The organism is Streptomyces sp. A5-4 (assembly GCF_051131715.1).
Taxonomy (GTDB): domain Bacteria; phylum Actinomycetota; class Actinomycetes; order Streptomycetales; family Streptomycetaceae; genus Streptomyces.
This window is the reverse complement of the sequence record NZ_CP178591.1, coordinates 2,235,582-2,255,982: the sequence shown is the minus strand read 5'-3', so window position 1 is coordinate 2,255,982 and position 20,401 is coordinate 2,235,582. Positions and strand designations below refer to the sequence as shown.

Genomic DNA, 20,401 nt, shown 5'->3' with positions numbered 1-20,401 from the left:
TCGGCCGTGTTACGGCGGCGGGCGCACCGGGTTACGCCCCCGGTACACGGCCCTCCGCCCCGCCCCGGCCACCCCGTGAGGTCGGCTGGAGGATCAAGCACCCCACCCGGATCCCTACCGGCCCGCCAGGGCCAGCGCGTCGTCCACCCCGGGCTCCTGGCGCCCCAGGAACTGCGGATCGGGCTCGATCGTGGCGTCGAGCGCCGCCTTGCCGGCCGCGAGGATCTCCCGTACGCCGCCGTAGTACCAGGTCGCGTCACGCTTGGCGTCGACTCCGACGCCGTACGACTCGATGCCCGCGGCCCGGCACAGCGCGACGGCCCGCCGGATGTGGAAGCCCTGGCTCACCAGCACCGCCCGGTCCACCCCGAAGATCTTCTTGGCGCGTACGCAGGAGTCCCAGGTGTCGAAGCCCGCGTAGTCGCTGACGACGCGCTCGTCCGGCACGCCGTGCCGCACCAGATAGGTGCGCATCGCGTCAGGCTCGTCGTACTCCACCCGGCTGTTGTCCCCGGTGACCAGCACGACCTTCACCTTGCCCGTCCGGTACAGCTCGGCCGCCGCGTCCAGTCGGTGCGCGAGATACAGCGAGGGGCCGCCCCGCGTCAGCCCGGCCCCGAAGACGACGGCGACGTCCCGCGCGGGGGCGGCGGCGGTGGTGCGGATGCGGCTGTCGGCGACCGCGTGCATCCAGGTCGCGGGAGCCAGCGCGAACACGCAGGCGAGCATGACCGCTTGCGTCGCGCGGCGCCGCCCACGACGGGTCCGCGGTATCGCGCGCAGCCGTTTCCGCCAGTGGGCCGCTCTCCTGGCAACCGTGCCCGCCGTGCGCCTCGTGCGTGAAAACCGCATGTCAGTGCCCGCCTCCCCCTGCGATGATCCCGGCATGTCCCCTCAATTCTGGCCCCTGTACGGCCTACGGATCATGACGCCACATCTTGAGCTGCGGGTTCCGCACGGGGACGTATTGGATGAACTCGCCGCCGTCGCCGCGGCCGGTGTGCACGACGCGGCGTCCATGCCGTTCTCCGTGCCGTGGACCGAAGGGACCCCGGAGGACCGGGGTCTGGCCACCTTCCAGCACGTGCTGGGCACCGTCGCCGGGTGGAGCCCCGGGGCCTGGACGCTGAGCCTCGCCGTGCGGCACGGGGGCAGGACGGTCGGCCGGCAGGACCTGACGGCGTCCGACTTCGCGGTGACCAGGGAGGGCGGGACCGGATCCTGGCTCGGCCGGGAACACCAGGGCGCCGGCATCGGTACCGAGATGCGGGCGGCCGTGCTCCACCTGGCGTTCGAGGGCCTGGGCGCGCGGTGTGTCACCTCCGGCGCGATGACGGACAACCCGGCCTCGCTGCGGGTTTCGCAGAAGCTCGGCTACCGGGAGGACGGCCGGACGGTGCTTTCCGTGCAGGGCCGGGCGAGGACCGTGCGGCGGCTGCGGCTGAGCCGGTCGGACTGGGAGACGCACCGGACGGTGCCGGTCGAGGTGACGGGGCTGGAACCGTGCAGGGAGCTGTTCGGCATCTGAGGGCTGTTCCGTAGCCCCTGGCGCACGACGTAAGCCACGGCACCAGCCGCGTCGTCGGGACGCCCGGATACGCCCGGTACGAGGACGCTCCTGCGCCTTGTGACGTACCGCGTGACGCCGCGCGCTGATCCGCCGAGGGCTACGGGACAGCCCTCGGCGGACGGTGCCCGCCCGCCACCGCTGCCTGACAGTGCGGCGACCCGGGCGGTGCGGGCCCGGAAAACACCCGTCATTCCGACGCAACGACGCGGCAATGTCGGCCCGGCAGTATCGGTCCATGACGGAGTCGGCAGCACACCGCGAGTCACCGCTCCTCGACCGTACGGCGCAACTGCTCACCCGCATCACAGCTGAGCCCGGCACCCGGCTCAGCCCTGTCTCTCCGAACGGAAGCCGCAGGCACATGACCCCGCCCACCCTCGTCGCCGTCGCCCACGGCAGCCGCGACCCAGGAGCCCTGCGCACCGTCACCACGCTCCTGGAGCGGGTCCGCGAGCTGCGCCCGGGGCTCGAAGTCAGGCTCGGGCACATCGAGCTCAACGCACCGCTGCTGCCCGACACCCTGGCCGGCGTCGACCGGGGCGACGTGGTGCTCGTACCGCTGCTGCTCGGCCGCGGCCACCACGTCAAGCACGACCTGCCGCAGGCCGCGGCCACCGCCCCGCACCTGCGCACCCGGGTCGCCGCGCCGCTCGGCCCGCACCCGCTGCTCGTGGAGACGCTGTACGCCCGCCTCACCGAGGCGGGCTGGCGCGACGCCGACGCCGCCGACCGGGGCAGCGGCGTCGTGCTGGCCGCCGCGGGCTCCCGGGACCCCGAATCGGCCGCCGACACCCGCCGCACCGCGGCACTGCTCAGCGAACGCCTCGGCGGCGTCCCCGTCCTCCCCGCCTACGCGTCCGCCGCCTCGCCCACCGTCCCGCAGGCGCTGCGCGCCCTCGCCGCCCGGGGCCGCCACCGGGCCGCCGTGGCCTCCTACTTCACCGCGCCGGGCCGCTTCGCCACCCAGAGCGCCGCCGCGGCGCCCTGGCTGGCGACCGCGCCGCTCGGCGCCCACGCCGCCATGGCCCGGCTGGTGCTGCTCCGCTACGACCAGGCCCTCGCCACCCGGCCGGCGATCCCCCTGCGCGAACTCGCGACGGCCTGAGGGGGCCACCGCCTCCGCACCGACTCGCGACCCCCGGAGCCGCGCCCGGCGACGGCCCCGCGCGCCCCGCCGACGCCCCGTCCGCTCGCCTGGACGCGTCTCGTCCCGCCTGCGCGTCCGCCTGTCGGTGACGCCGTTTACTGTCGGGGCATGGAAGGCACTGCACACGACACCCTGTACGACGCCGCCGACACCGATCGCTGGGCCACCGAGCCCGACAAACGGCCCGGCAGGACCGCCTTCCAGCGCGACCGCGCCCGGGTGCTGCACTCCGCCGCGCTGCGTCGTCTCTCGGGCAAGACCCAGGTGGTGACCCCCGGCTCCCGCAGCCAGGTGTGGGACGCCAGTCCGCGCACCCGCCTCACCCACTCCCTGGAATGCGCCCAGGTCGGCCGCGAGCTCGGCGCCGCCCTCGGCTGCGACCCCGACCTCGTCGAGGCGGCCTGCCTGTCGCACGACATGGGCCACCCGCCCTTCGGGCACAACGGCGAGCAGGCACTCAACGACTTCGCCAAGGACTGCGGCGGCTTCGAGGGCAACGCCCAGTCGCTTCGGCTGCTCACCCGCCTGGAGCCCAAGCGGTTCGTGCCCTCGTCGACGACCGGTGACATGGTCAGCGTCGGGCTCAACCTCACCCGGGCCGCCCTCGACGCCGCCACCAAGTACCCCTGGGCGCGCGGCGGTCACCCCACCGACCCGGCCTCGGTGAAATTCGGCGTGTACGAGGACGACCTGCCGGTCTTCGACTGGGTGCGGCAGGTCGCCCCGCCGCACCGCAAGTGCTTCGAGGCCCAGGTCATGGACTGGTCCGACGACGTGGCCTACTCCGTGCACGACTTCGAGGACGGCCTGCACGCCGGTCACCTCGACCCGAACTACCTGCTCGCCGATCCCGAGCGCCACGAGATCTTCGCCGTGGCCATCGGGCGGTACGTACCGGAGGACACCGCACCCGAGGAGCTGTCGGCCGCCCTGGACCGTCTCCTGGATCAGGAGTGGTGGCCCCACGGGTACGACGGGTCCGCCGTCGCCCAGGCCCGTCTGAAGGACGCCACCAGCCAGCTCATCGGCCGGTTCTGCCTGTCCGCGGAGGGCGCCACCCGCCAGGCGTACGGCACCGGCCGCCTCACCCGGTACGCCGCGGAGCTGGTCGTCCCGCGCGAGACACGGCACGAGTGCGCCGTGCTCAAGGCCGTCGCCGACCGCTACGTCATGCAGCGCGACGAGCAGGAGCGGCTCCGCGCCGACCAGCGCATCGTCATCGCCGAGCTGGCCGAGGAGCTCACGGCCCGCGCGCCCGAGGGCCTCGACCCGCAGTTCCGCGCCCTGTGGGACGCCGCGCCCGACGACCGGGCCCGCAAGCGGGTGCTCGTCGACCAGATCTCGTCCTTCACCGACGCGGCGGCCCGCTCGCTGCACGCCCGCCTCACGACGCGAACGCCACGCCGTTCATGAGCGCGTCCCCCAGCGTGGTCCGGCGGTGCAGGACATGGCTGCCGCGCCGCTCCGACGCGATCAGCCCCGCCTCCCGCAGCACCGTCGCGTGCCGGCTCGCCGTCGACAGCGTCAGCCGCAGGGTGTCGCCGAGCTGAGTCGTGGTCATCGGCCGGTCCAGTACGTCGAGCACCGCGGCCCGGGTATGGCCGATGAGATGGGCGACGGGTTGCCCGGCCGCGCCCTCGCCCGCCGCACCGGCGTGGAAGCGGGCGAGCCAGCCGGGCTCGGGCGTCATCGGATGGACGAGTACCGGCGGCAGCGCCGGATCGGCCAGCGTGATCGGGCGCCGGATGCAGAAGAACGAGCACAGCATGGTCAACGACTGCCCGCGCAGCTCCAGTTCGCGCTCCACCGGGTAGGAGGCCTCCAGCGTCCCGTCGTCCCGCCGGGTCAGCACGGGCCGGTAGCTCGCCAGCAGCCCCTCCGGGCCGTACTCCAGCGCCGCCTCGGCGCGGGCCTGCCGGTCCGCGGCCGCCGCCCAGGCGATCGCCTCCTGATACGGCTCCACCGCCACCGCGTAGTAGCGGCGCAGCGCGTCGCCGAGCCGCAACAGCGCCTGCGGGTCCCCTTGCGCCAGCAACCGGGCGACCGGTGGCACCGGGCCGCCCTCGTAGAGCCGGCCGAGCTCGTCGGCGAGCCGGGACACCGGCGTGGACAGCATCCGGTCCACCCCCGTCTCCAGATCCGCGATGCCCTGGCCGGGGGTGAGGAAGTCCGGGAAGTACGCGGCGGAGGGGCACAGCCGGATCAGCGCGGCCACCGTCCTGGTCAGGCCCGCCCGTGCGAGCGCCGCCCGCACCTCGCGGCGCCACGGGTCGAAGACCAGCGCCTCCTGCCGGTTCTGCAGCAGGTGCAGGCTGTGCACGATCTCCCACAGCGGGTCCGGCTGCGCGGCGACCCGCAGCCGGTTCAGATCCTCAGTGGTGAAGTGGATGCGCAACATCGCGCCCGCACGCCCCGCTCTCTCCCCGCGCCCTGCCCCCTGGTGCAACTTCGGTGCGTCAGACACTAGTCACCTCCAGGCGGAACCGTGCGGTCCATTTGCGTTGTGCACGAAAGCCCCGCATGCCGTCCATATGAGCGTGACCCTGGAGGAGTGGTGGCTGCGGGCTGTCAACGGGGGAGACGTCCGCGGCCACCGTTCTCATGCGCCCGAGCCGCCTTCCGGCCCATCCGCGGCCGGCGCCCGAGGCCAGGGGCCCCGGGCGGAGCCCCGATGCGGCGGCGCCCGCGACGTGTCACAGCGCGAAGAGGCGGGGTCGGGAACAAGCCCTCCGCACGCGCACCGCGGCGCGCCCCCTCTTCCCCCATCACCCTCTGTGCGGGACGCTCGAACCCGGCGGCGTAGCGTATGGGCAGGCACAGAGGAGGCACCAAGTGGTCGACGCAGATCAGACGTTCGTCATCGTCGGTGGGGGACTGGCGGGGGCGAAGGCCGCGGAGACTCTCCGTGCCGAGGGATTCACCGGCCGGGTGATCCTCATCGGCGACGAACGTGAGCATCCGTACGAACGTCCGCCCCTGTCCAAGGGCTTCCTGGCCGGTACCGAGGAACGCGACAGCGTCTTCGTCCACGAGCCCGGCTGGTACGCCCAGGCCGACATCGAGCTGCACCTCGGCCAGACCGTCGTCCACCTCGACCGCGCCACCAGGACGGTCCTGCTCGGCGACGGCGCCACCGTCCGCTACGACAAGCTGCTGCTGGCCACCGGCTCCGAGCCGCGCCGCCTCGACATCCCGGGCACCGGCCTGGCCGGCGTCCACCACCTGCGCCGCCTCGCCCACGCCGAGCGGCTGCGCGGGGTGCTGGCCACCCTCGGCCGCGACAACGGCCACCTCGTCATCGCCGGGGCCGGCTGGATCGGCCTGGAAATCGCCGCCGCCGCCCGCGGTTACGGCGCCGAGGTCACCGTCGTCGAACCCGAGCCGACCCCGCTGCATCAGGTCATCGGCCCCGAGCTCGGCCAGCTCTTCACCGACCTGCACAGCGAGCACGGTGTGCGCTTCCACTTCGGCGCCCGCCTCACCGAGATCGTCGGCCAGGACGGCATGGTGCTCGCGGCCCGCACCGACGACGGCGAGGAGCACCCCGCCCACGACGTCCTCGCCGCGATCGGCGCCGCCCCACGCACCGCGCTCGCGGAATCCGCCGGTCTCGACCTCTTCGACCCCGCGCAGGGCGGCGGCATCATCGTCGACGCCGCCCTGCGCACCTCGGACCCCGACATCCACGCGGCCGGTGATGTCGCCGCCGCGCACCACCCCCTGTTCGGCACCCGGCTGCGTGTCGAGCACTGGGCCAACGCCCTCAACAGCGGCCCGGCCGCGGCCCGCGCCATGCTGGGCCGGCAGGTCGCGTACGACCGGGTCCCGTACTTCTTCTCCGACCAGTTCGACCTCGGCCTGGAGTACTCGGGCTGGGCGCCCCCCGGCTCGTACGACCAGGTCCTCATCCGTGGCGACGCGGGAAAACGGGAGTTCATCGCCTTCTGGCTGAAGGACCACCGGGTCCTCGCGGGCATGAACGTGAATGTGTGGGAAGTCACCGAACCCATCCAGCGGCTGATCCGCAGCGGGGTCAGGGTCGACGCCGACGCCCTCTCCGACCCCACCGTCGACCTGGCTTCACTGCTCGCCTGAGCGTCGCACCGACAGGAGTGTCCGAGCGCCGCCGTACACTTCACGCGTGGCCGGCAGGATCAACGATGACGACGTGAAGGCGGTTCGGGACGCGGTCCCGATCGACGCCGTTGTGTCCGAGTACCTCCAACTGCGCAGCGCCGGTGGTGGCAACTTCAAGGGGCTGTGCCCCTTTCATGACGAAAAGTCCCCGTCCTTCCAGGTCAGCCCGAGCAAGGGTCTCTTCCACTGCTTCGGCTGCCAGGAGGGCGGCGACACGATCGCCTTCGTGATGAAGATCGATCATCTCTCCTTCTCCGAGACGGTCGAGCGCCTCGCCGCCCTGGCGGGCATCACCCTGCGATACGAAGAGGGCGGGTACAACCCCACCCACCAGCGCGGCGAGCGTGTCCGCCTGGTCGAGGCCCACAAGGCCGCGGCGGAGTTCTACGTCGAGCAGCTGGACTCCGCGGAGGCCGAGATCGGCCGCAAGTTCCTGGCCGAGCGCGGTTTCGAGCAGAGCGCGGCCCAGCACTTCGGCGTCGGTTACAGCCCGGCGGGCTGGGACCACCTCACCCGCTATCTGCGCGGCAAGGGCTTCACCGACAAGGAGCTGACGCTCTCCGGTATCTCCCAGGAGGGCCGCCGGGGCCCCATCGACCGGTTCCGCGGCCGGCTGATGTGGCCGATCCGCGACATCACCGGCGAGGTCGTCGGCTTCGGCGCGCGCAAGCTCCGCGACGACGACAACGGGCCCAAGTACCTCAACACCCCCGAGACCCCGATCTACAAGAAGTCCCAGGTCCTGTACGGCATCGACCTGGCCAAGAAGGAAATCGCCAAGACCAGCAAGGCCGTCGTCGTCGAGGGGTACACCGACGTCATGGCCTGCCACCTGGCCGGCGTCACCACCGCCATCGCCACCTGCGGCACGGCCTTCGGCGGCGACCACATCAAGATCCTCCGCCGGCTGCTCATGGACAACGCCTCGGCCGAGGTCGTCTTCACCTTCGACGGCGACGCGGCGGGGCAGAAGGCCGCGCTGCGCGCCTTCGAGGACGACCAGAAGTTCGCCGCCGAGACCTCCATCGCGATCACCCCGGGCGGCATGGACCCCTGCGACCTGCGCCTCGCGCAGGGCGACGCGGCCGTGGCGTCCCTGGTCGAAACACGCACACCGCTCTTCGAGTTCGCGATCCGGCACGTGGTGTCCCGGCACAACCTGGAGACCCCCGCGGGGCGGGCCGCCGCCCTCGACGAGGCCGCGCCGATCGTCGCCAACATCAAGAACATCGCGATCCAGCACGAATCCGCCGTCCAGCTCGCCGGGATCCTCGGCATCATGGACATCCAGTTCGTGATCAAGCGCGTCGCACAGCTGGCCCGTTGGGCCCGCGACCGCGGCGGCCGGGGCCCCGCCGCACCCCAGGGCCGGCGTCCCGTCCCCGCGCAGGACCTGGGCGGCGGCGGCAGCGCGGGCCCCTCGGGCCCTGCCCTGAATCTGCGCAGCCCCGCCCACCGCACCGAGCGCGAGCTGCTCAAGCTCGCCCTCCAGCGCCCCGATCTGGTCTCCCCGGCCTTCGACGCCTACGGGGTCGACGAGTTCACCGCCCCGCCGTACGCCGCGGTGCGCCAGACCATCGAGGACGCCGGCGGCGCCGAGCAGGGTGTCGTGGACCCCTCCGACTACCTGACGCGGGTGCGGGACACCGCGCCCAACGACACGCTGCGCGCCCTCGTCACCGAGCTCGCCGTCGAGGCGATCATGCGCAAGTCCGTCGACGACATCTACGCGGGCATGCAATTGGTCCATGTCAGGCTGCGCGCGGTCGACCGCCGCATCCTCGACGTCCAGGGCACCTTCGCCCGCCTCGGGCCGAATGTGGACCCCGAGCACCTGGCCGCCGTACAGAGCGAGCTGTGGGTCCTCCAGCAGTACGGCGAGGCCCTGCGCAACAACGGCGCCGCCGCGCTCTGAGGGCAGTGCCCCGCGGCCCCACGCGTCCCCCGGGCCCCTCGCGTGACCGGCCGGTCACGGACCGGACTCAAAAAGTCACCGCACGCCCCTCGTGGCGGTGATGTGTCGTACCCCACACTGATTGCGGTGCCTGAGTCCTCGGAGCGCGGCCGGCCCACGCCGAGTGGGCCACACACCCGCGGATCCGCTCATTGTGTACGGGACGGACGGCGGCCCGGTCGCCGCCACCGTTCCGTTGCCGTACGCCCCCGAACCGGCAGCGATCACCCTGGAGGTCGCCCCCCGTGCAGACCCAGACGCAGACCTTGAAGGACGCCGATACGGACGCCGATGTCGCCGTCATCGCCAAGGTCCCTCCGCAGAGCCGGGGCGTACACCACCCCGAGGCCGAGCCCGCAGAAACCGAGGCCGAAATCCTCGTGGACGACCCGGCCGACACCCCGGAGAAGCCCGAAGTGACCGAGCGGCGCAACAGCCGCACCGACACCGGCGGGCCCTCCTCCGACCTCTTCCGGCAGTATCTGCGCGAAATCGGGCGCATCGCGCTGCTCACCGCGGTCGAGGAGGTGGACCTGGCCCGCCGGGTCGAAGCGGGCCTCTTCGCCGAGGAGAAGCTCCGTACCGTCCCCGATCCGGACTCCCGGCTCGCGGTGGACCTCGACAAGCTGGTGGTCATGGGCCGGATGGCCAAGCGCCGTCTGATCGAGTCGAATCTGCGTCTCGTCGTGTCCGTCGCCAAGCGTTATGTCGGCCGCGGTCTGACCATGCTGGACCTGGTCCAGGAGGGCAACCTCGGCCTCATCCGCGCCGTCGAGAAGTTCGACTACGCCCGCGGCTACAAGTTCTCGACGTACGCGACGTGGTGGATCAGGCAGGCGATGTCCCGTGCGCTGGCCGACCAGGCCCGCACGATCCGGGTCCCGGTCCATGTCGTCGAGCTGATCAACCGCGTGGTGCGCGTTCAGCGCCGGATGCTCCAGGAGCGGGGCTACGAGCCGACGCCCCAGGAGGTCGCCACCCATCTGGAGCTGACCCCCGAGCGAGTCAGCGAAGTGCTGCGCCTCGCCCAGGAACCGGTGTCGCTGCACGCGCCGGTGGGCGAGGAGGACGATGTCGCCCTCGGGGACCTCATCGAGGACGGCGACGCGGCGTCACCCGTCGAGTCGGCGGCGTTCCTGCTGCTGCGGGAGCACCTGGAAGCGGTGCTCTCCACGCTGGGCGAGCGCGAGCGCAAGGTGGTGCAGCTCCGCTACGGGCTGATGGACGGGCGGCCCCGGACGCTGGAGGAGATCGGGCGGATCTTCGGCGTGACGCGCGAGCGGATCCGGCAGATCGAATCCAAGACCCTGAACAAGCTCAGGGACCACGCCTTCGCGGACCAGCTGCGGGGCTATCTGGACTGAGGCGGGGCCGGGGAGGGGTGCGGGTCGCCTGCGAGGCTGTTCGCCGCCCCGCCCACGCACCGCACCCCGGCCCGCCCCGCACACCCGCCCCTAATCCACCTCGGCCACCGCCTGCGCGAACTGCGCCGCATGCAGCCGGGCGTACGCCCCGCCCGCCGCCAGCAGCCCGTCGTGGGTGCCCTGTTCGACGATCGAGCCGTTCTCCATCACCAGGATCACGTCCGCGTCCCGGATCGTGGACAGCCGGTGCGCGATCACGAAACTGGTACGGCCATGGGCCAGCCGCGCCATCGCCTTCTGGATCAGGACCTCGGTCCTGGTGTCCACCGAGCTCGTCGCCTCGTCGAGGACAAGGATCACCGGGTCGGACAGGAACGCCCGCGCGATCGTGATCAGTTGCTTCTCGCCCGCGCTCACCCCCGACCCCTCCTCGTCGATCATCGTGTCGTAGCCGTCGGGCAGCGTCCGCACGAACCGATCGGCGTGGGCGGCCCGCGCCGCCTCCTCGATCTCCTCGCGCGTCACTTCGCGCGACGCCCCGTACGCTATGTTCTCGGCGATCGTCCCGCCGAACAGCCAGGTGTCCTGAAGGACCATGCCGATCCCCGACCGCAGCCCCTCGCGCGACATCTTCGAGATGTCCGTGCCGTCGATGGTGATCCGGCCGCCCGTCACCTCGTAGAACCGCATCAGCAGATTCACCAGCGTCGTCTTGCCCGCGCCCGTGGGCCCGACGATGGCGACGGTCTGGCCCGGCTCGACCTTCACGGACAGGCTTTCGATGAGCGGCCTGTCGGGCTCGTAGCGGAAGGACACCTTCTCCAGCGAGACCTGCCCCAGCGACTCCACCGGGAACGGCGCGTCCGCGGAGTCCGGCTCCTGCTCCTCCGCGTCGAGCAGTTCGAAGATCCGCTCGGCCGAGGCGACCCCGGACTGCAGCAGGTTCGCCATCGAGGCGACCTGCGTCAGCGGCATCGAGAACTGCCGCGAGTACTGGATGAACGCCTGCACATCACCGATCGACAGCGTGCCCGACGCGACCCGAAGACCGCCCACGACCGCCACCAGCACGTAGTTGAGGTTCGAGAGGAACATCATCAGCGGCTGCATGATCCCGCTGTTGAACTGCGCCTTGAACCCGGCCTCGTACAGCGCGTCGTTCTGCTCGCGAAACGCCTCGGCCGACTCGTCCGCGCGCCCGAAGACCTTCACCAGCGCGTGCCCGGTGTACATCTCCTCGATGTGCGCGTTGAGCTTGCCGGTCGTCTTCCACTGCTGCACGAACTGCGGCTGCGACCGCTTGCCGACCTTCGCGGCCACCAGCACCGACAGCGGCACGGTCACCAGCGCGACCAGCGCCAGCAGCGGCGAGATCCAGAACATGATCCCCAGCACGCCCACGATGGTCAGCACGGAGTTGATGAGCTGGCCCATCGTCTGCTGCATGGTCTGCGAGATGTTGTCGACGTCGTTCGTGGCCCGGCTGAGCAGCTCGCCGCGCTTCTGCTGGTCGAAGTACCTCAGCGGCAGCCGCGACAGCTTCGCCTGGATGTCCTCGCGCATCCGGTACACGGTCCGGTTGATGACGAGGATGGAGAGCCGCGACGACACCAGCATCAACAGCCCCGCGGCCACGTACACCACGAGCACGAACAGCAGGACTTCCCCGACGCCGTCGAAGTCGATGCCCTGTCCTGGGGTGAAGTCCACCCCGGACAGCATGTCGGCGAGCCCGTCGTCCCCCTTGGCCCGCAGGCCGTCGATGGCCTGCTGCTTGGTCCCGCCCTCCCGCATCTGCCGGCCGACCACGCCCGAGAAGATCAGGTCGGTCGCCCTGCCGAGGATCTTCGGCCCGATCACCGAGAGCGCGACGCTCAGCACACCCGCCGCCAACATCCAGCTCAGTGTGATCTTCTCCGGGGCGAACTGCCTGAGCAGTCGCCGCGCGGAGCCCTTGAAGTCCATGGACCGTTCGACGGGTCCGCCCATCATGCGTCCAGCAGGTCCGCTCATGCCGCCTCAGCCTCCGTCAGCTGGGAGAGCACGATCTCCCGGTACGTCTCGTTGCCCGCCATCAGCTCGTGATGGCGTCCGGTCCCGACGACCCGGCCCTCGTCGAGGACCACGATCCGGTCGGCGTCCCGGATGGTCGACACCCGCTGGGCGACGATGACCACGGTCGCATCGGCCGTCTCCCGTCCCAGCGCGGCCCGCAGCGCCGCGTCCGTCGCGTAGTCCAGCGCCGAGAACGAGTCGTCGAACAGATAGATCTCCGGCCGCTGTACCAACGTCCGGGCGATCGCGAGCCGTTGGCGCTGACCGCCGGAGACGTTCGTACCGCCCTGGGCGACGGGCGCGTTCAGCCCGCCCTCCAGTTCCTCCACGAACTCCCTTGCCTGCGCCACGTCCAGGGCGTGCCACAGCTCCTCGTCCGTGGCGTCCGGCTTCCCGTACCGCAGGTTCGTCGAGACAGTCCCGGAGAACAGATACGGCTTCTGCGGCACGAGCGACACCGTCTTCGCCATCAGGACGGGCTCCAGCCTGCGTACGTCCACGCCGTCGACCAGCACCTCGCCGTCCGTCACGTCGAACAGTCGCGGTACGAGCCCCAGCAGCGTCGACTTCCCGCTGCCGGTCGACCCGATGATCGCGGTCGTCTCGCCCGGCCTGGCGACCAGGGAGATGTCGCGCAGGACGGGCTCCTCGGCCCCCGGATAGCAGAAACCCGCGCCGCGCAGCTCCAGTTGCCCGTGCCTGCCCAGTTCCCGTACGGGATCGGCGGGCGGAACCACGCTCGACGCGGTGTCGAGTACCTCCTCGACGCGCTCGGCGCACACCTCGGCGCGGGGCACCATCATGAACATGAAGGTGGCCATCATCACGGCCATCACGATCTGCATCAGGTACGCGAGGAACGCGGTCAGCGCCCCGATCCGCATCCCGCCGCTGTCGATCCGCTGCGCGCCGAACCAGACCACCGCGACGCTGGCGACGTTCACCACCGTCATCACGATGGGGAACATCAGCGTCATCAGCCGCCCCGCGGCCAACGACACGTCCGTCAGCTCGGTGTTGGCCTTGCGGAAGCGGCCCTTCTCGTAGTCGTCCTTCACGAAGGCCCTGATCACCCGGTTGCCGCTGATCTGCTCGCGCAGCACCTGGTTGACGGTGTCGAGCCGCGTCTGCATGGTGCGGAACAGCGGTCGCATCCGCCGCACGATCAGGCTCACGGAGATCCCGAGGACCGGGACGACCGCGACGAGCACACCCGAGAGCGGCACGTCCTGGCCGAGCGCCATGATGATGCCGCCCACGCACATGATCGGCGCCGACACCATCATCGTGAAGCCCATCAGCACCAGCATCTGGACCTGCTGGACGTCATTGGTGGTCCGGGTGATGAGCGACGGGGCGCCGAACTGGCCGACCTCCCGCGCGGAGAAGCTCTGCACCCGCTCGAAGACGGCCGCCCGCACGTCGCGCCCGAGCGCCGACGCGGTCCGTGCGGCGTAGAAGACCGCACCGATGTTGCAGGCCACCTGGACCAGGCTGATGGCGATCATGAGACCGCCGAACTCCAGGATGTAGCCCGTGTCCCCGGTCACGACACCGTTGTCAATGATGTCCGCGTTGAGGGTGGGCAGATAGAGAGTGGCGCAGGTCTGCAGCAGCTGCAGCAGCACCAGCAGGGCGATGGGTTTCTTGTACGGGCCGAGGTGGGCCCGTAGGAGTCTTATGAGCACGCGCAGTCTCTCGGTGGTCGGCGGATCCGGCGGTCGGCAAGATCGGGGCCGCCCCATCTTCCGCCACCGGACCCCGGGAATTCCAAGGGATTACGTCAACCCGGGGTCAATACTTGCGCCGGTCTCCACAAATCCCCCGGATCCGATCGAGCCCGCTCGCAGAGCGCCGCGCCCCGGTCAGGAATCGAAGGCGCCGGGGTGGATCTGATCCCGCGTCGCTCCGTACTGCTGTCGCACGGCCTGCCCCATCGGCAGCTCCTCGCCCGGTTCGAGCACCTGCGCCGCCGCGCCCTGCCAGGCCGGCGGGGTGTGGGGGGAGAGGGTGCCCTGCGAGACGCCGAGGGCCCAGGCGGCCTGCCTGGCCGCGCCCAGCGCCGCGTACTCCGCGGGCTGCGGCACGACCACCTGCGTACCGAAGATCGCGGGCGCCGCAGCCTGCACGGCGGGCAGCTCGGCGGCGGCCCCGAGCAGGAACACCCGCCCGACCTCGACACCGCGGCCCCGCAGCACGTCCAGCGCGTCGGCGAGCGAGCAGAGCATGCCCTCGAAGGCCGCGCGCGCCAGGTGCTCGGGCTTCATCGACTCGCGCCGCAGCCCACTGAGCGTCCCGGCGGTGTGCGGCAGCTGCGGCGTCCGCTCACCCTCCAGATACGGCAGGAGTACGAGCCCGTACGCTCCCGGCGACGACTTCAGGGCCAGCTCCGAGAGCCCGTCCAGGTCCGTCCCGAGCAGTTCCGCGGTGCCCCGCAGCGCCCGTACGGCGTTGAGGGTGTGGACGACCGGCAGATGCATCCCGGTCGCGTCCGCGAACGAGGTGATCAGCCCGCTGGAATCCACCAGCGCCTCGTGGTGCACCGCCATCACCGAACCCGAGGCCCCCAGCGACACGACCGCGTCGCCGACCCCGACGCCGAGGCCGAAGGCCGCGGCCATCGTCTCGCCCGTACCGGCGGAGATCAGCAGCCCCTCGGGGGTGGTCCCGGCGGCGTCGGACGGGCCGAGCACCTCGGGCAGCGCGGCCTGGTGGCCCAGCGCGATCTCCACCAGATCGGGCCGGTAGGCGCCGGTGGCCGCCGACCAGTAGCCGGTGCCGGACGCCGCGCCCCGGTCGGTGGTCCTGCGCGCGGGCCGCCCGAGCAACTGCCACACCAGCCAGTCGTGCGGCTGCATCACCATGGCGGTGCGCTGCGCCGCTTCCGGCTCGTTGCGCGCCAGCCAGCGCAGCTTCGCCACCGGCTGCGGTGCCTGCGGCACCGACCCGACGGCCTCCGCCCACGGCTGGCGTCCGCCGAGGGCGTCGATGAGATCGGCGGCGGCGACCTGGGCGCGCTTGTCATTGCCGAGCAGGGCCGGCCGCACCGGGGACCCCTGCCCGTCGAGCGGGATCATGCCGTGCTGCTGTGCGCATACGCCGATGGCCTGGACACCTTCCAGCAGCCCGCCGCCCGCGGCTTCGCCCAGCGAGAGGAGCCACACCTGTGGATCCGCCTCGGTGGCTTTCGCCTCCACGGGATGCGGGGCGTACCCCTGCCGCAGCACGGCACCCGTGTCGGTGTCGCACACCACGATGCGCGTAAATGCAGACGAACTGTCCAAGCCGGCGACTATCCCCATGCTCAAGATTCTGCCGCATGTGCCGGGCATGGTGCGCCGCGCCCGGACATCGCTGGCCGGGCGCGGCGGATGGAGCGGGTATGCCGGGGCGGGGGCGGACCCGCCACGGGCCGGGCGCGGGGCTAGGTGTTGGTCGTCCCCCAGTCGTCCTCGCCGCTCTGCCCGCTGCGCTCACGCAGCGAGCGCACCCGCTCGGCCACCGAGTCGGGCATCCGGTCCCCGACCTTGTCGCTGACCGTGTGGAACGCCTTGCCCGCGATGTCCCGGCCGTTGTGGGCGGCGGACTCCGCGGCGTTGCGCACGGCCGGGTTCTGGGAGATCTGGCGCGCGGACTTCTTCAGCTGCTCGTAGCGCTCGCGTCCGGCCCTGGTGCCGATCACGTACCCGAGGGCCAGTCCGGCGATGAACGTGAGTCGGTAGCGCATGGCTGCCACCCTTCTTTACGTCGGCGGTCCCCTGCTGCCGGGGCATTTCGGACCGCGGGGGCTGTGCAGGCCGCCTACCCGGAGGCACCCGTGATCACCCAGGGGGCATACCGATTGGCGGAGCACCCCCCTGCTTGCGCTAATGTATGTGTCGCAGCGAGCACACGCTTCCCGGGACGCCATCCGGTGGGTACGTTCGGTGCAACGCAGCAATCCCCTGTAGCTCAATTGGCAGAGCAGCCGGCTGTTAACCGGCAGGTTACTGGTTCGAGTCCAGTCGGGGGAGCGCAGTCCCCTGTAGCTCAATTGGCAGAGCATTCGGCTGTTAACCGGAGGGTTACTGGTTCGAGTCCAGTCGGGGGAGCAGCAAGGAAAAGGACCCCTCTGGGGTCCTTTTTCGTGTGTCCGGGAACCGGTCGGGCGGCAACGAAGTCCTGATGGGCATGCGTTGCCGACCATCCGAGGCAGGAGATCGTATGACCGGCTATGCTGCGGCAGACGGCGCGCACATATGTGCGCGACGCGCCGTTAGGGGCGGTAGCTCAGCCGGTTAGAGCAGCGGACTCATAATCCGTCGGCCGTGGGTTCGAGTCCCACCCGCCCCACTTGCGCAAGCCTCTGACCTGCGGAAACGTCTCTTCTGGGGCGTCCGAACATGAACTTGGGCTCAACGGACTCAATCCGCTGCTCAGTTGCATGGAGCATTGCGTAGTTCCCTTCCGTCCTGGGTGCACGCCAGCGTGTTGACCTGCCGTTTTACGGCTGATCAAGCTGGTCACCAGCTGGGGTGCGGCTGTCCCTGAGGGTCGCAGCACAGGTTGTGGGGACGTGGTGGGGACGCGGGGATCAGGTCGGGGCGGGTAGCAGCGTTGGCTGGGTGCGCCGCGTCGGTTCCAGATAACGGCCCGTACTGGAAACGGCCCAACCGGAACACCAGGTGCGACCTTGGAGGTTCCGTCGGCCGGGGGAGTACGCAAGCTGCTTGGCAGCGCCAGGCCCATCCGATGCTCGGATGGCGCGGTCCCGGGCGTCATTGGTGGACGGAAGCGGGGGACGCGCAGAAGACCCGGCTTGGGGTACCGCCGCGCAGCACAGACCAGGGAGCGGTCGCGTGACGACCTGTGCCTGGTTGCCACTGATCCGGGCGTGAGTATCCGCGGTACAGCGGTTGGCGCTGAGAACGATCATGGTGCTGTGCGGGTGGCGGAGCCGGCCTTGGGGGTTACGTGACCGATTCGGTTTCCTCGGCCTCAGAGAACGCCCGGTACAGCGAGGCGACCGAGGGCGAGGTGCCTGCGTTCTTGCCGGTCTTGATGGTGAGCTTGCCCGCGATCTCGGGGACGGGGACGCCCTTGTCCTTCAGCGCGAGCGCGAAGGTGAGCATGTCGTCGTCGATGACCTTGGGCCGTCCGCCGTGGTTGCCTTTCTTCGCGGCGCTGACCTGGCCCTCCAGGGTCTTCTCGCGGATGTAGTTGCGCTCGATCTGCCCGGCGACGGCGAGCACGGCGAAGAACATCGCCCCCATGCCGTTGGGGTCGTAGATCCCGGCGAGCGGGCCGGTAAGGAGTTCGAGCTGGATGTCGTCGGCCTGGAGCTCGGCGGAGAGCGTCATCAGCTCGGCCGCGTTGCGCGCCAGGCGCTTGAGCTCGTGGACGGTGAAGACGACCGGCGTATCGGGGGCGGCCTCCTTGAACTGGCGGGCCAGCGCGAGCGCCTTCTCTAGCTCGGGCCGCACCTTGATGCGGGTGCTGATCTGCTCCTGGTAGATCTTGTGGCAGTCCGCCTCGCGGAGGGCGTCAAGCTGGCTCGCCAGCTCTTGCCGGGCCGTCGATGTACGGGCGTACCCGATTCGGATCTGCTTCGCGTCGCGCTGCGCGGGCAGCGCGACGGGCGCCGGTCCCTGCTTCCACGGACGCCCTGGACCCCGGTCGGCGGGGATGAGGATGTCGAGGTGCTCGCGCAGCGCGGGTACGAGGACGAAGCGCGGGGTGTGGTACTTCGCCGCGGTCTTCCCACCGCGCGTTCGGCACGGACTCCCGGCGGGTACCTCGCATTTGGGGCAGTCGTTGCGTTCTACCGCGATTGCGGCTTGATCGGGCGTCAGATCCACGCGATCAGTCTCGCAGATTGCCTCTCGCGCAACCTGCCACTTCTGAGAGGACTTCTGCGAATGGCGACCTGCGGAAACGTGATCGCTTTCGGGGCTCTCGCAGAACTCGCACAGATGGTCATTTGTGCGAGTGGCCCGGCACCCTCACGCGTCCGCCTTCTCGCCAACGGTGGCCGTCGCGTCCGGGGACCGAGCAGTAGCCCTTGTCTTGACAGTGGTTGTCCCGGTCTTGTCGGTCGGTGTGTCAGTCCTGCAGTGCTTGCAGGGTGGCGTCGAGGTCGGTGGTGCGGGGCTGGTTGTGGGGGAGTTTGGCGAGGGCGGCGGCCATGCCGCAGGTGTTGGTGGCGGCGGAGAAGACCAGGCCGGTGCCGATGGCGGCGGACAGCCAGCGGGCGGGGCGCCAGCGGGTGCCGGCGGCGAGGCCGAGGACGACGAGGGATCCGGCGGCGAGTCGCACCTGGCGTTCCATGGGCCAGACGGCCCGGCCGTTCTCGGGGCGGTGGAGGGTGCGGCCCTCGCCGGCCCATGCGGTGGTACCGCCGGTGAGGGTGGCGGCGGGGATGTCGGCGGCGGCCAGTTCTGCGCAGGCGGTGGTGGAGCGGTTGCCGGAGGCGCAGACCACGAGGAGGTCGCCGCGGGCGGCTGCGGCCTTGAGGGCGGGCAATGCGGTGTGGAGGTGGTCGAGGGGGATGTTGTGGGCGCCGGGGACGTGGCCTGCGGCGTATTCGCCCGGGGTGCGTACGTCGATGACGGTGTACTCGTGCAGGCGGGCGGCGGCCTGGGCGGGGATGAGGGCCGTGGGGGTGGTCATGTGCGGGGTGGTCCCTTCGAAATTAGTCCGGGGGCGGGTGTCCGTACCCGGTACGATACCCCTAGGGGTATTTTCTTCGTGGAGGTGGACAGTGGAGCTTGAGATGGCGGCCGATGAGCTGAAATCGGTGCTGAACCGGCTGCGGCGGGCTCAGGGGCAGATCGCGGGGATCATCAAGATGATCGAGGAGGGCCGGGACTGCGAGGACGTGATCACGCAGCTCGCGGCGGTCTCCCGCGCGTTGGACCGGGCCGGATTCGCGATCATCGCGACCGGGCTGCAGCACTGCATGGCCGAGGGCGGACAGACGGCCGGTGACCGCGATGAGATGCGGGCCCGGCTGGAGAAGCTGTTCCTGTCACTGGCCTGAGAACCGGTGGGCGCCGTGTTCATGGTTCATGCGATCACGTCGATGAGCATGAACGCGGCCACCGCCAGGAGTACGCCGGCGAACACTCTCTGCAGAGTGGGTCCGGAGATCTTGGCGGCGAGGCGTTTGCCGTCCCAGGCGCCGAGGATCGCGGCCCCGGTGAACGGTCCGATGACCTCCCACTGGATGCCGCCGCCGGTTCCGGTGCGGGCGGTCAGGGCAGCGAGTGAGTTGACGGTGATGACGAGCAGGCTTGTGCCTACCGCCCTGCGCATCGTCAGCCCGAGCACGCTCACCAGGGCCGGGACGGCGAGGAATCCGCCTCCTACGCCGAGGAATCCGGTCACCGCACCGAGCCCGGCGCCCGCCCCGGCCGCCTTGCCGGGCCGTATCCGGCCCGTCGGCTCGGAGGTGGAGGGGCGGAGCATGCGCAGGGCCGCCAGCGCGGCGATCACCGCGAACGCCATGGTCAGGCCCGCCGCGGGTATGTGACTGGAGGCTGCTCCGGCGAGGTAGGCGGGGATGATGCCCGCGGCTGCGAAGAGTGATCCGGCTTTCCAGGCGACGTGGCCGTCGCGTGCGTGGGCGTACAGGGCGGTGGCGGAGGTGGCGGCCACGATGATCAGGCTGGCGGTGGTGGCCGCTGCCGGGGTGAAGCCGAGCAGGTAGATCAGAGCGGGCACGGCCAGGACGCTGCCGCCGCCCCCCAGGGCTCCGAGGGCGAGGCCAATGACGGCCCCGGCGATGACGGCGAGAACGAGGGCCATCACGCTATCTGGCCGCTGTTCCCGCGTTCGTCGCTGACCGGGTATCCGGAGGCGGCCCACGCGTTCATGCCGCCCATGACGTCGACCGCTTGTTCTCCGCGCTGGGTGAGGAGTTTGGCCGCCTGCTGGGAACGGTGCCCGCTGCGGCAGATCACCACCAGCGGCCTGCCCGACGCCCCGGGCGGCAGGGCGCCGCCGGCGACGAGCTTCGACAGCGGGGCGTGCAGGGCGCCAGGGGCGTGGCCGGCGTTCCACTCCGGCTTCTCGCGGACATCGAGCAGGACCGCGTCCGGGGCCTGGCCGCCGGTACGGCTGCGAGCCTGGTCCACGCTGAGACGGGGCTGGGTGCGGCGGAAGAGGAACATGACGTTCCCCCTTTCTCGTGCTGG

The 20,401-nt window shown here is 71.0% G+C and carries 16 protein-coding genes, 3 tRNA genes and 1 pseudogene; 10 read left to right on the top strand and 10 right to left on the bottom strand.

Going from position 1 to position 20,401, the window contains the following annotated elements:
- Positions 1-114 precede the first annotated feature (114 nt).
- Positions 115-852, bottom strand: coding sequence for a SanA/YdcF family protein (locus ACLLJJ_RS10380; RefSeq protein ID WP_434589192.1), 738 nt, complete (start codon positions 850-852; stop codon positions 115-117).
- A gap of 34 nt (positions 853-886) precedes the next feature.
- Here ACLLJJ_RS10380 and ACLLJJ_RS10375 point away from each other — a divergent pair, with 34 nt between their 5' ends.
- The 3 genes from ACLLJJ_RS10375 to ACLLJJ_RS10365 all read left to right on the top strand — a co-directional run bounded on the left by ACLLJJ_RS10375 (position 887) and on the right by ACLLJJ_RS10365 (position 4,130).
- Positions 887-1,528, top strand: a complete 642-nt coding sequence (locus tag ACLLJJ_RS10375; protein WP_434589190.1) for a GNAT family N-acetyltransferase — start codon at positions 887-889, stop codon at positions 1,526-1,528.
- 277 nt (positions 1,529-1,805) lie between these two features.
- The gene (locus ACLLJJ_RS10370) at positions 1,806-2,675 is read left to right on the top strand and encodes a sirohydrochlorin chelatase (RefSeq protein ID WP_434589188.1); all 870 of its coding nucleotides are present in this window, start codon (positions 1,806-1,808) and stop codon (positions 2,673-2,675) included.
- Between the two features lie 150 nt (positions 2,676-2,825).
- Entirely contained in the window at positions 2,826-4,130 is a 1,305-nt protein-coding gene (locus ACLLJJ_RS10365; protein WP_434589186.1) for a deoxyguanosinetriphosphate triphosphohydrolase, read from the top strand.
- Here ACLLJJ_RS10365 and ACLLJJ_RS10360 read toward each other — a convergent pair.
- Positions 4,102-5,115 (bottom strand): ArsR/SmtB family transcription factor, encoded by a 1,014-nt coding sequence (locus tag ACLLJJ_RS10360; protein WP_434589184.1) that lies wholly within the window; start codon positions 5,113-5,115, stop codon positions 4,102-4,104. The two genes, ACLLJJ_RS10365 and ACLLJJ_RS10360, sit on opposite strands and share 29 nt — an antisense overlap.
- A 434-nt stretch (positions 5,116-5,549) precedes the next feature.
- On the opposite strand from ACLLJJ_RS10360, the gene ACLLJJ_RS10355 reads away from it, so the two are divergent.
- The 3 genes and pseudogenes from ACLLJJ_RS10355 to ACLLJJ_RS10345 all read left to right on the top strand — a co-directional run bounded on the left by ACLLJJ_RS10355 (position 5,550) and on the right by ACLLJJ_RS10345 (position 10,172).
- Positions 5,550-6,812, top strand: coding sequence for an NAD(P)/FAD-dependent oxidoreductase (locus tag ACLLJJ_RS10355; RefSeq protein WP_434589182.1), 1,263 nt, complete (start codon positions 5,550-5,552; stop codon positions 6,810-6,812).
- Positions 6,813-6,858: 46 nt separating this feature from the next.
- Positions 6,859-8,769 carry a DNA primase gene (gene dnaG, locus ACLLJJ_RS10350; RefSeq protein WP_434589181.1) on the top strand — a complete coding sequence of 637 codons (1,911 nt, stop codon included), beginning with the start codon at positions 6,859-6,861 and terminating at the stop codon, positions 8,767-8,769.
- A gap of 126 nt (positions 8,770-8,895) precedes the next feature.
- A pseudogene (locus ACLLJJ_RS10345) lies at positions 8,896-10,172 on the top strand (RNA polymerase sigma factor).
- A 90-nt stretch (positions 10,173-10,262) separates the two neighbouring features.
- Here the strand turns inward: ACLLJJ_RS10345 and ACLLJJ_RS10340 are convergent.
- The 4 genes from ACLLJJ_RS10340 to ACLLJJ_RS10325 all read right to left on the bottom strand — a co-directional run bounded on the left by ACLLJJ_RS10340 (position 10,263) and on the right by ACLLJJ_RS10325 (position 15,954).
- Complete coding sequence (locus ACLLJJ_RS10340) at positions 10,263-12,185, bottom strand: ABC transporter ATP-binding protein (RefSeq protein ID WP_434589179.1); 1,923 nt, start codon at positions 12,183-12,185, stop codon at positions 10,263-10,265.
- Positions 12,182-13,915 (bottom strand): ABC transporter ATP-binding protein, encoded by a 1,734-nt coding sequence (locus tag ACLLJJ_RS10335; RefSeq protein ID WP_434589177.1) that lies wholly within the window; start codon positions 13,913-13,915, stop codon positions 12,182-12,184. The genes ACLLJJ_RS10340 and ACLLJJ_RS10335 overlap by 4 nt, the downstream gene beginning before the upstream one ends.
- Before the next feature lie 177 nt (positions 13,916-14,092).
- Positions 14,093-15,529: an FGGY family carbohydrate kinase gene (locus tag ACLLJJ_RS10330; protein WP_434589175.1), complete on the bottom strand. Its 1,437-nt coding sequence runs from the start codon at positions 15,527-15,529 to the stop codon at positions 14,093-14,095.
- 122 nt (positions 15,530-15,651) lie between these two features.
- Complete coding sequence (locus ACLLJJ_RS10325) at positions 15,652-15,954, bottom strand: YtxH domain-containing protein (protein WP_434589174.1); 303 nt, start codon at positions 15,952-15,954, stop codon at positions 15,652-15,654.
- 213 nt (positions 15,955-16,167) lie between these two features.
- On the opposite strand from ACLLJJ_RS10325, the gene ACLLJJ_RS10320 reads away from it, so the two are divergent.
- The 3 genes from ACLLJJ_RS10320 (at position 16,168) to ACLLJJ_RS10310 (ending at position 16,559) form a co-directional block, all read left to right on the top strand.
- Positions 16,168-16,240: transfer RNA gene (locus tag ACLLJJ_RS10320), tRNA-Asn, on the top strand.
- A gap of 5 nt (positions 16,241-16,245) precedes the next feature.
- Positions 16,246-16,318, top strand: a tRNA-Asn gene (locus ACLLJJ_RS10315).
- 167 nt (positions 16,319-16,485) lie between these two features.
- Positions 16,486-16,559, top strand: a tRNA-Ile gene (locus tag ACLLJJ_RS10310).
- Between the two features lie 617 nt (positions 16,560-17,176).
- On the opposite strand, the gene ACLLJJ_RS10305 is transcribed toward ACLLJJ_RS10310, so the two are convergent.
- A complete protein-coding gene (locus tag ACLLJJ_RS10305; protein ID WP_434589172.1) occupies positions 17,177-18,064 on the bottom strand; it encodes a recombinase family protein in 888 nt (295 codons plus the stop codon).
- 244 nt (positions 18,065-18,308) lie between these two features.
- Positions 18,309-18,875: a rhodanese-like domain-containing protein gene (locus ACLLJJ_RS10300; RefSeq protein WP_434589170.1), complete on the bottom strand. Its 567-nt coding sequence runs from the start codon at positions 18,873-18,875 to the stop codon at positions 18,309-18,311.
- Between the two features lie 91 nt (positions 18,876-18,966).
- On the opposite strand from ACLLJJ_RS10300, the gene ACLLJJ_RS10295 reads away from it, so the two are divergent.
- The gene (locus ACLLJJ_RS10295) at positions 18,967-19,245 is read left to right on the top strand and encodes a metal-sensitive transcriptional regulator (RefSeq protein WP_283518517.1); all 279 of its coding nucleotides are present in this window, start codon (positions 18,967-18,969) and stop codon (positions 19,243-19,245) included.
- Positions 19,246-19,271: 26 nt separating this feature from the next.
- Here the strand turns inward: ACLLJJ_RS10295 and ACLLJJ_RS10290 are convergent, their stop codons facing one another.
- Together ACLLJJ_RS10290 and ACLLJJ_RS10285 are read right to left on the bottom strand one after the other, a co-directional pair.
- Positions 19,272-20,015 (bottom strand): sulfite exporter TauE/SafE family protein, encoded by a 744-nt coding sequence (locus ACLLJJ_RS10290; protein WP_434589168.1) that lies wholly within the window; start codon positions 20,013-20,015, stop codon positions 19,272-19,274.
- Positions 20,012-20,377: a rhodanese-like domain-containing protein gene (locus tag ACLLJJ_RS10285; RefSeq protein ID WP_434589166.1), complete on the bottom strand. Its 366-nt coding sequence runs from the start codon at positions 20,375-20,377 to the stop codon at positions 20,012-20,014. The genes ACLLJJ_RS10290 and ACLLJJ_RS10285 overlap by 4 nt, the downstream gene beginning before the upstream one ends.
- Positions 20,378-20,401: the final 24 nt, after the last annotated feature.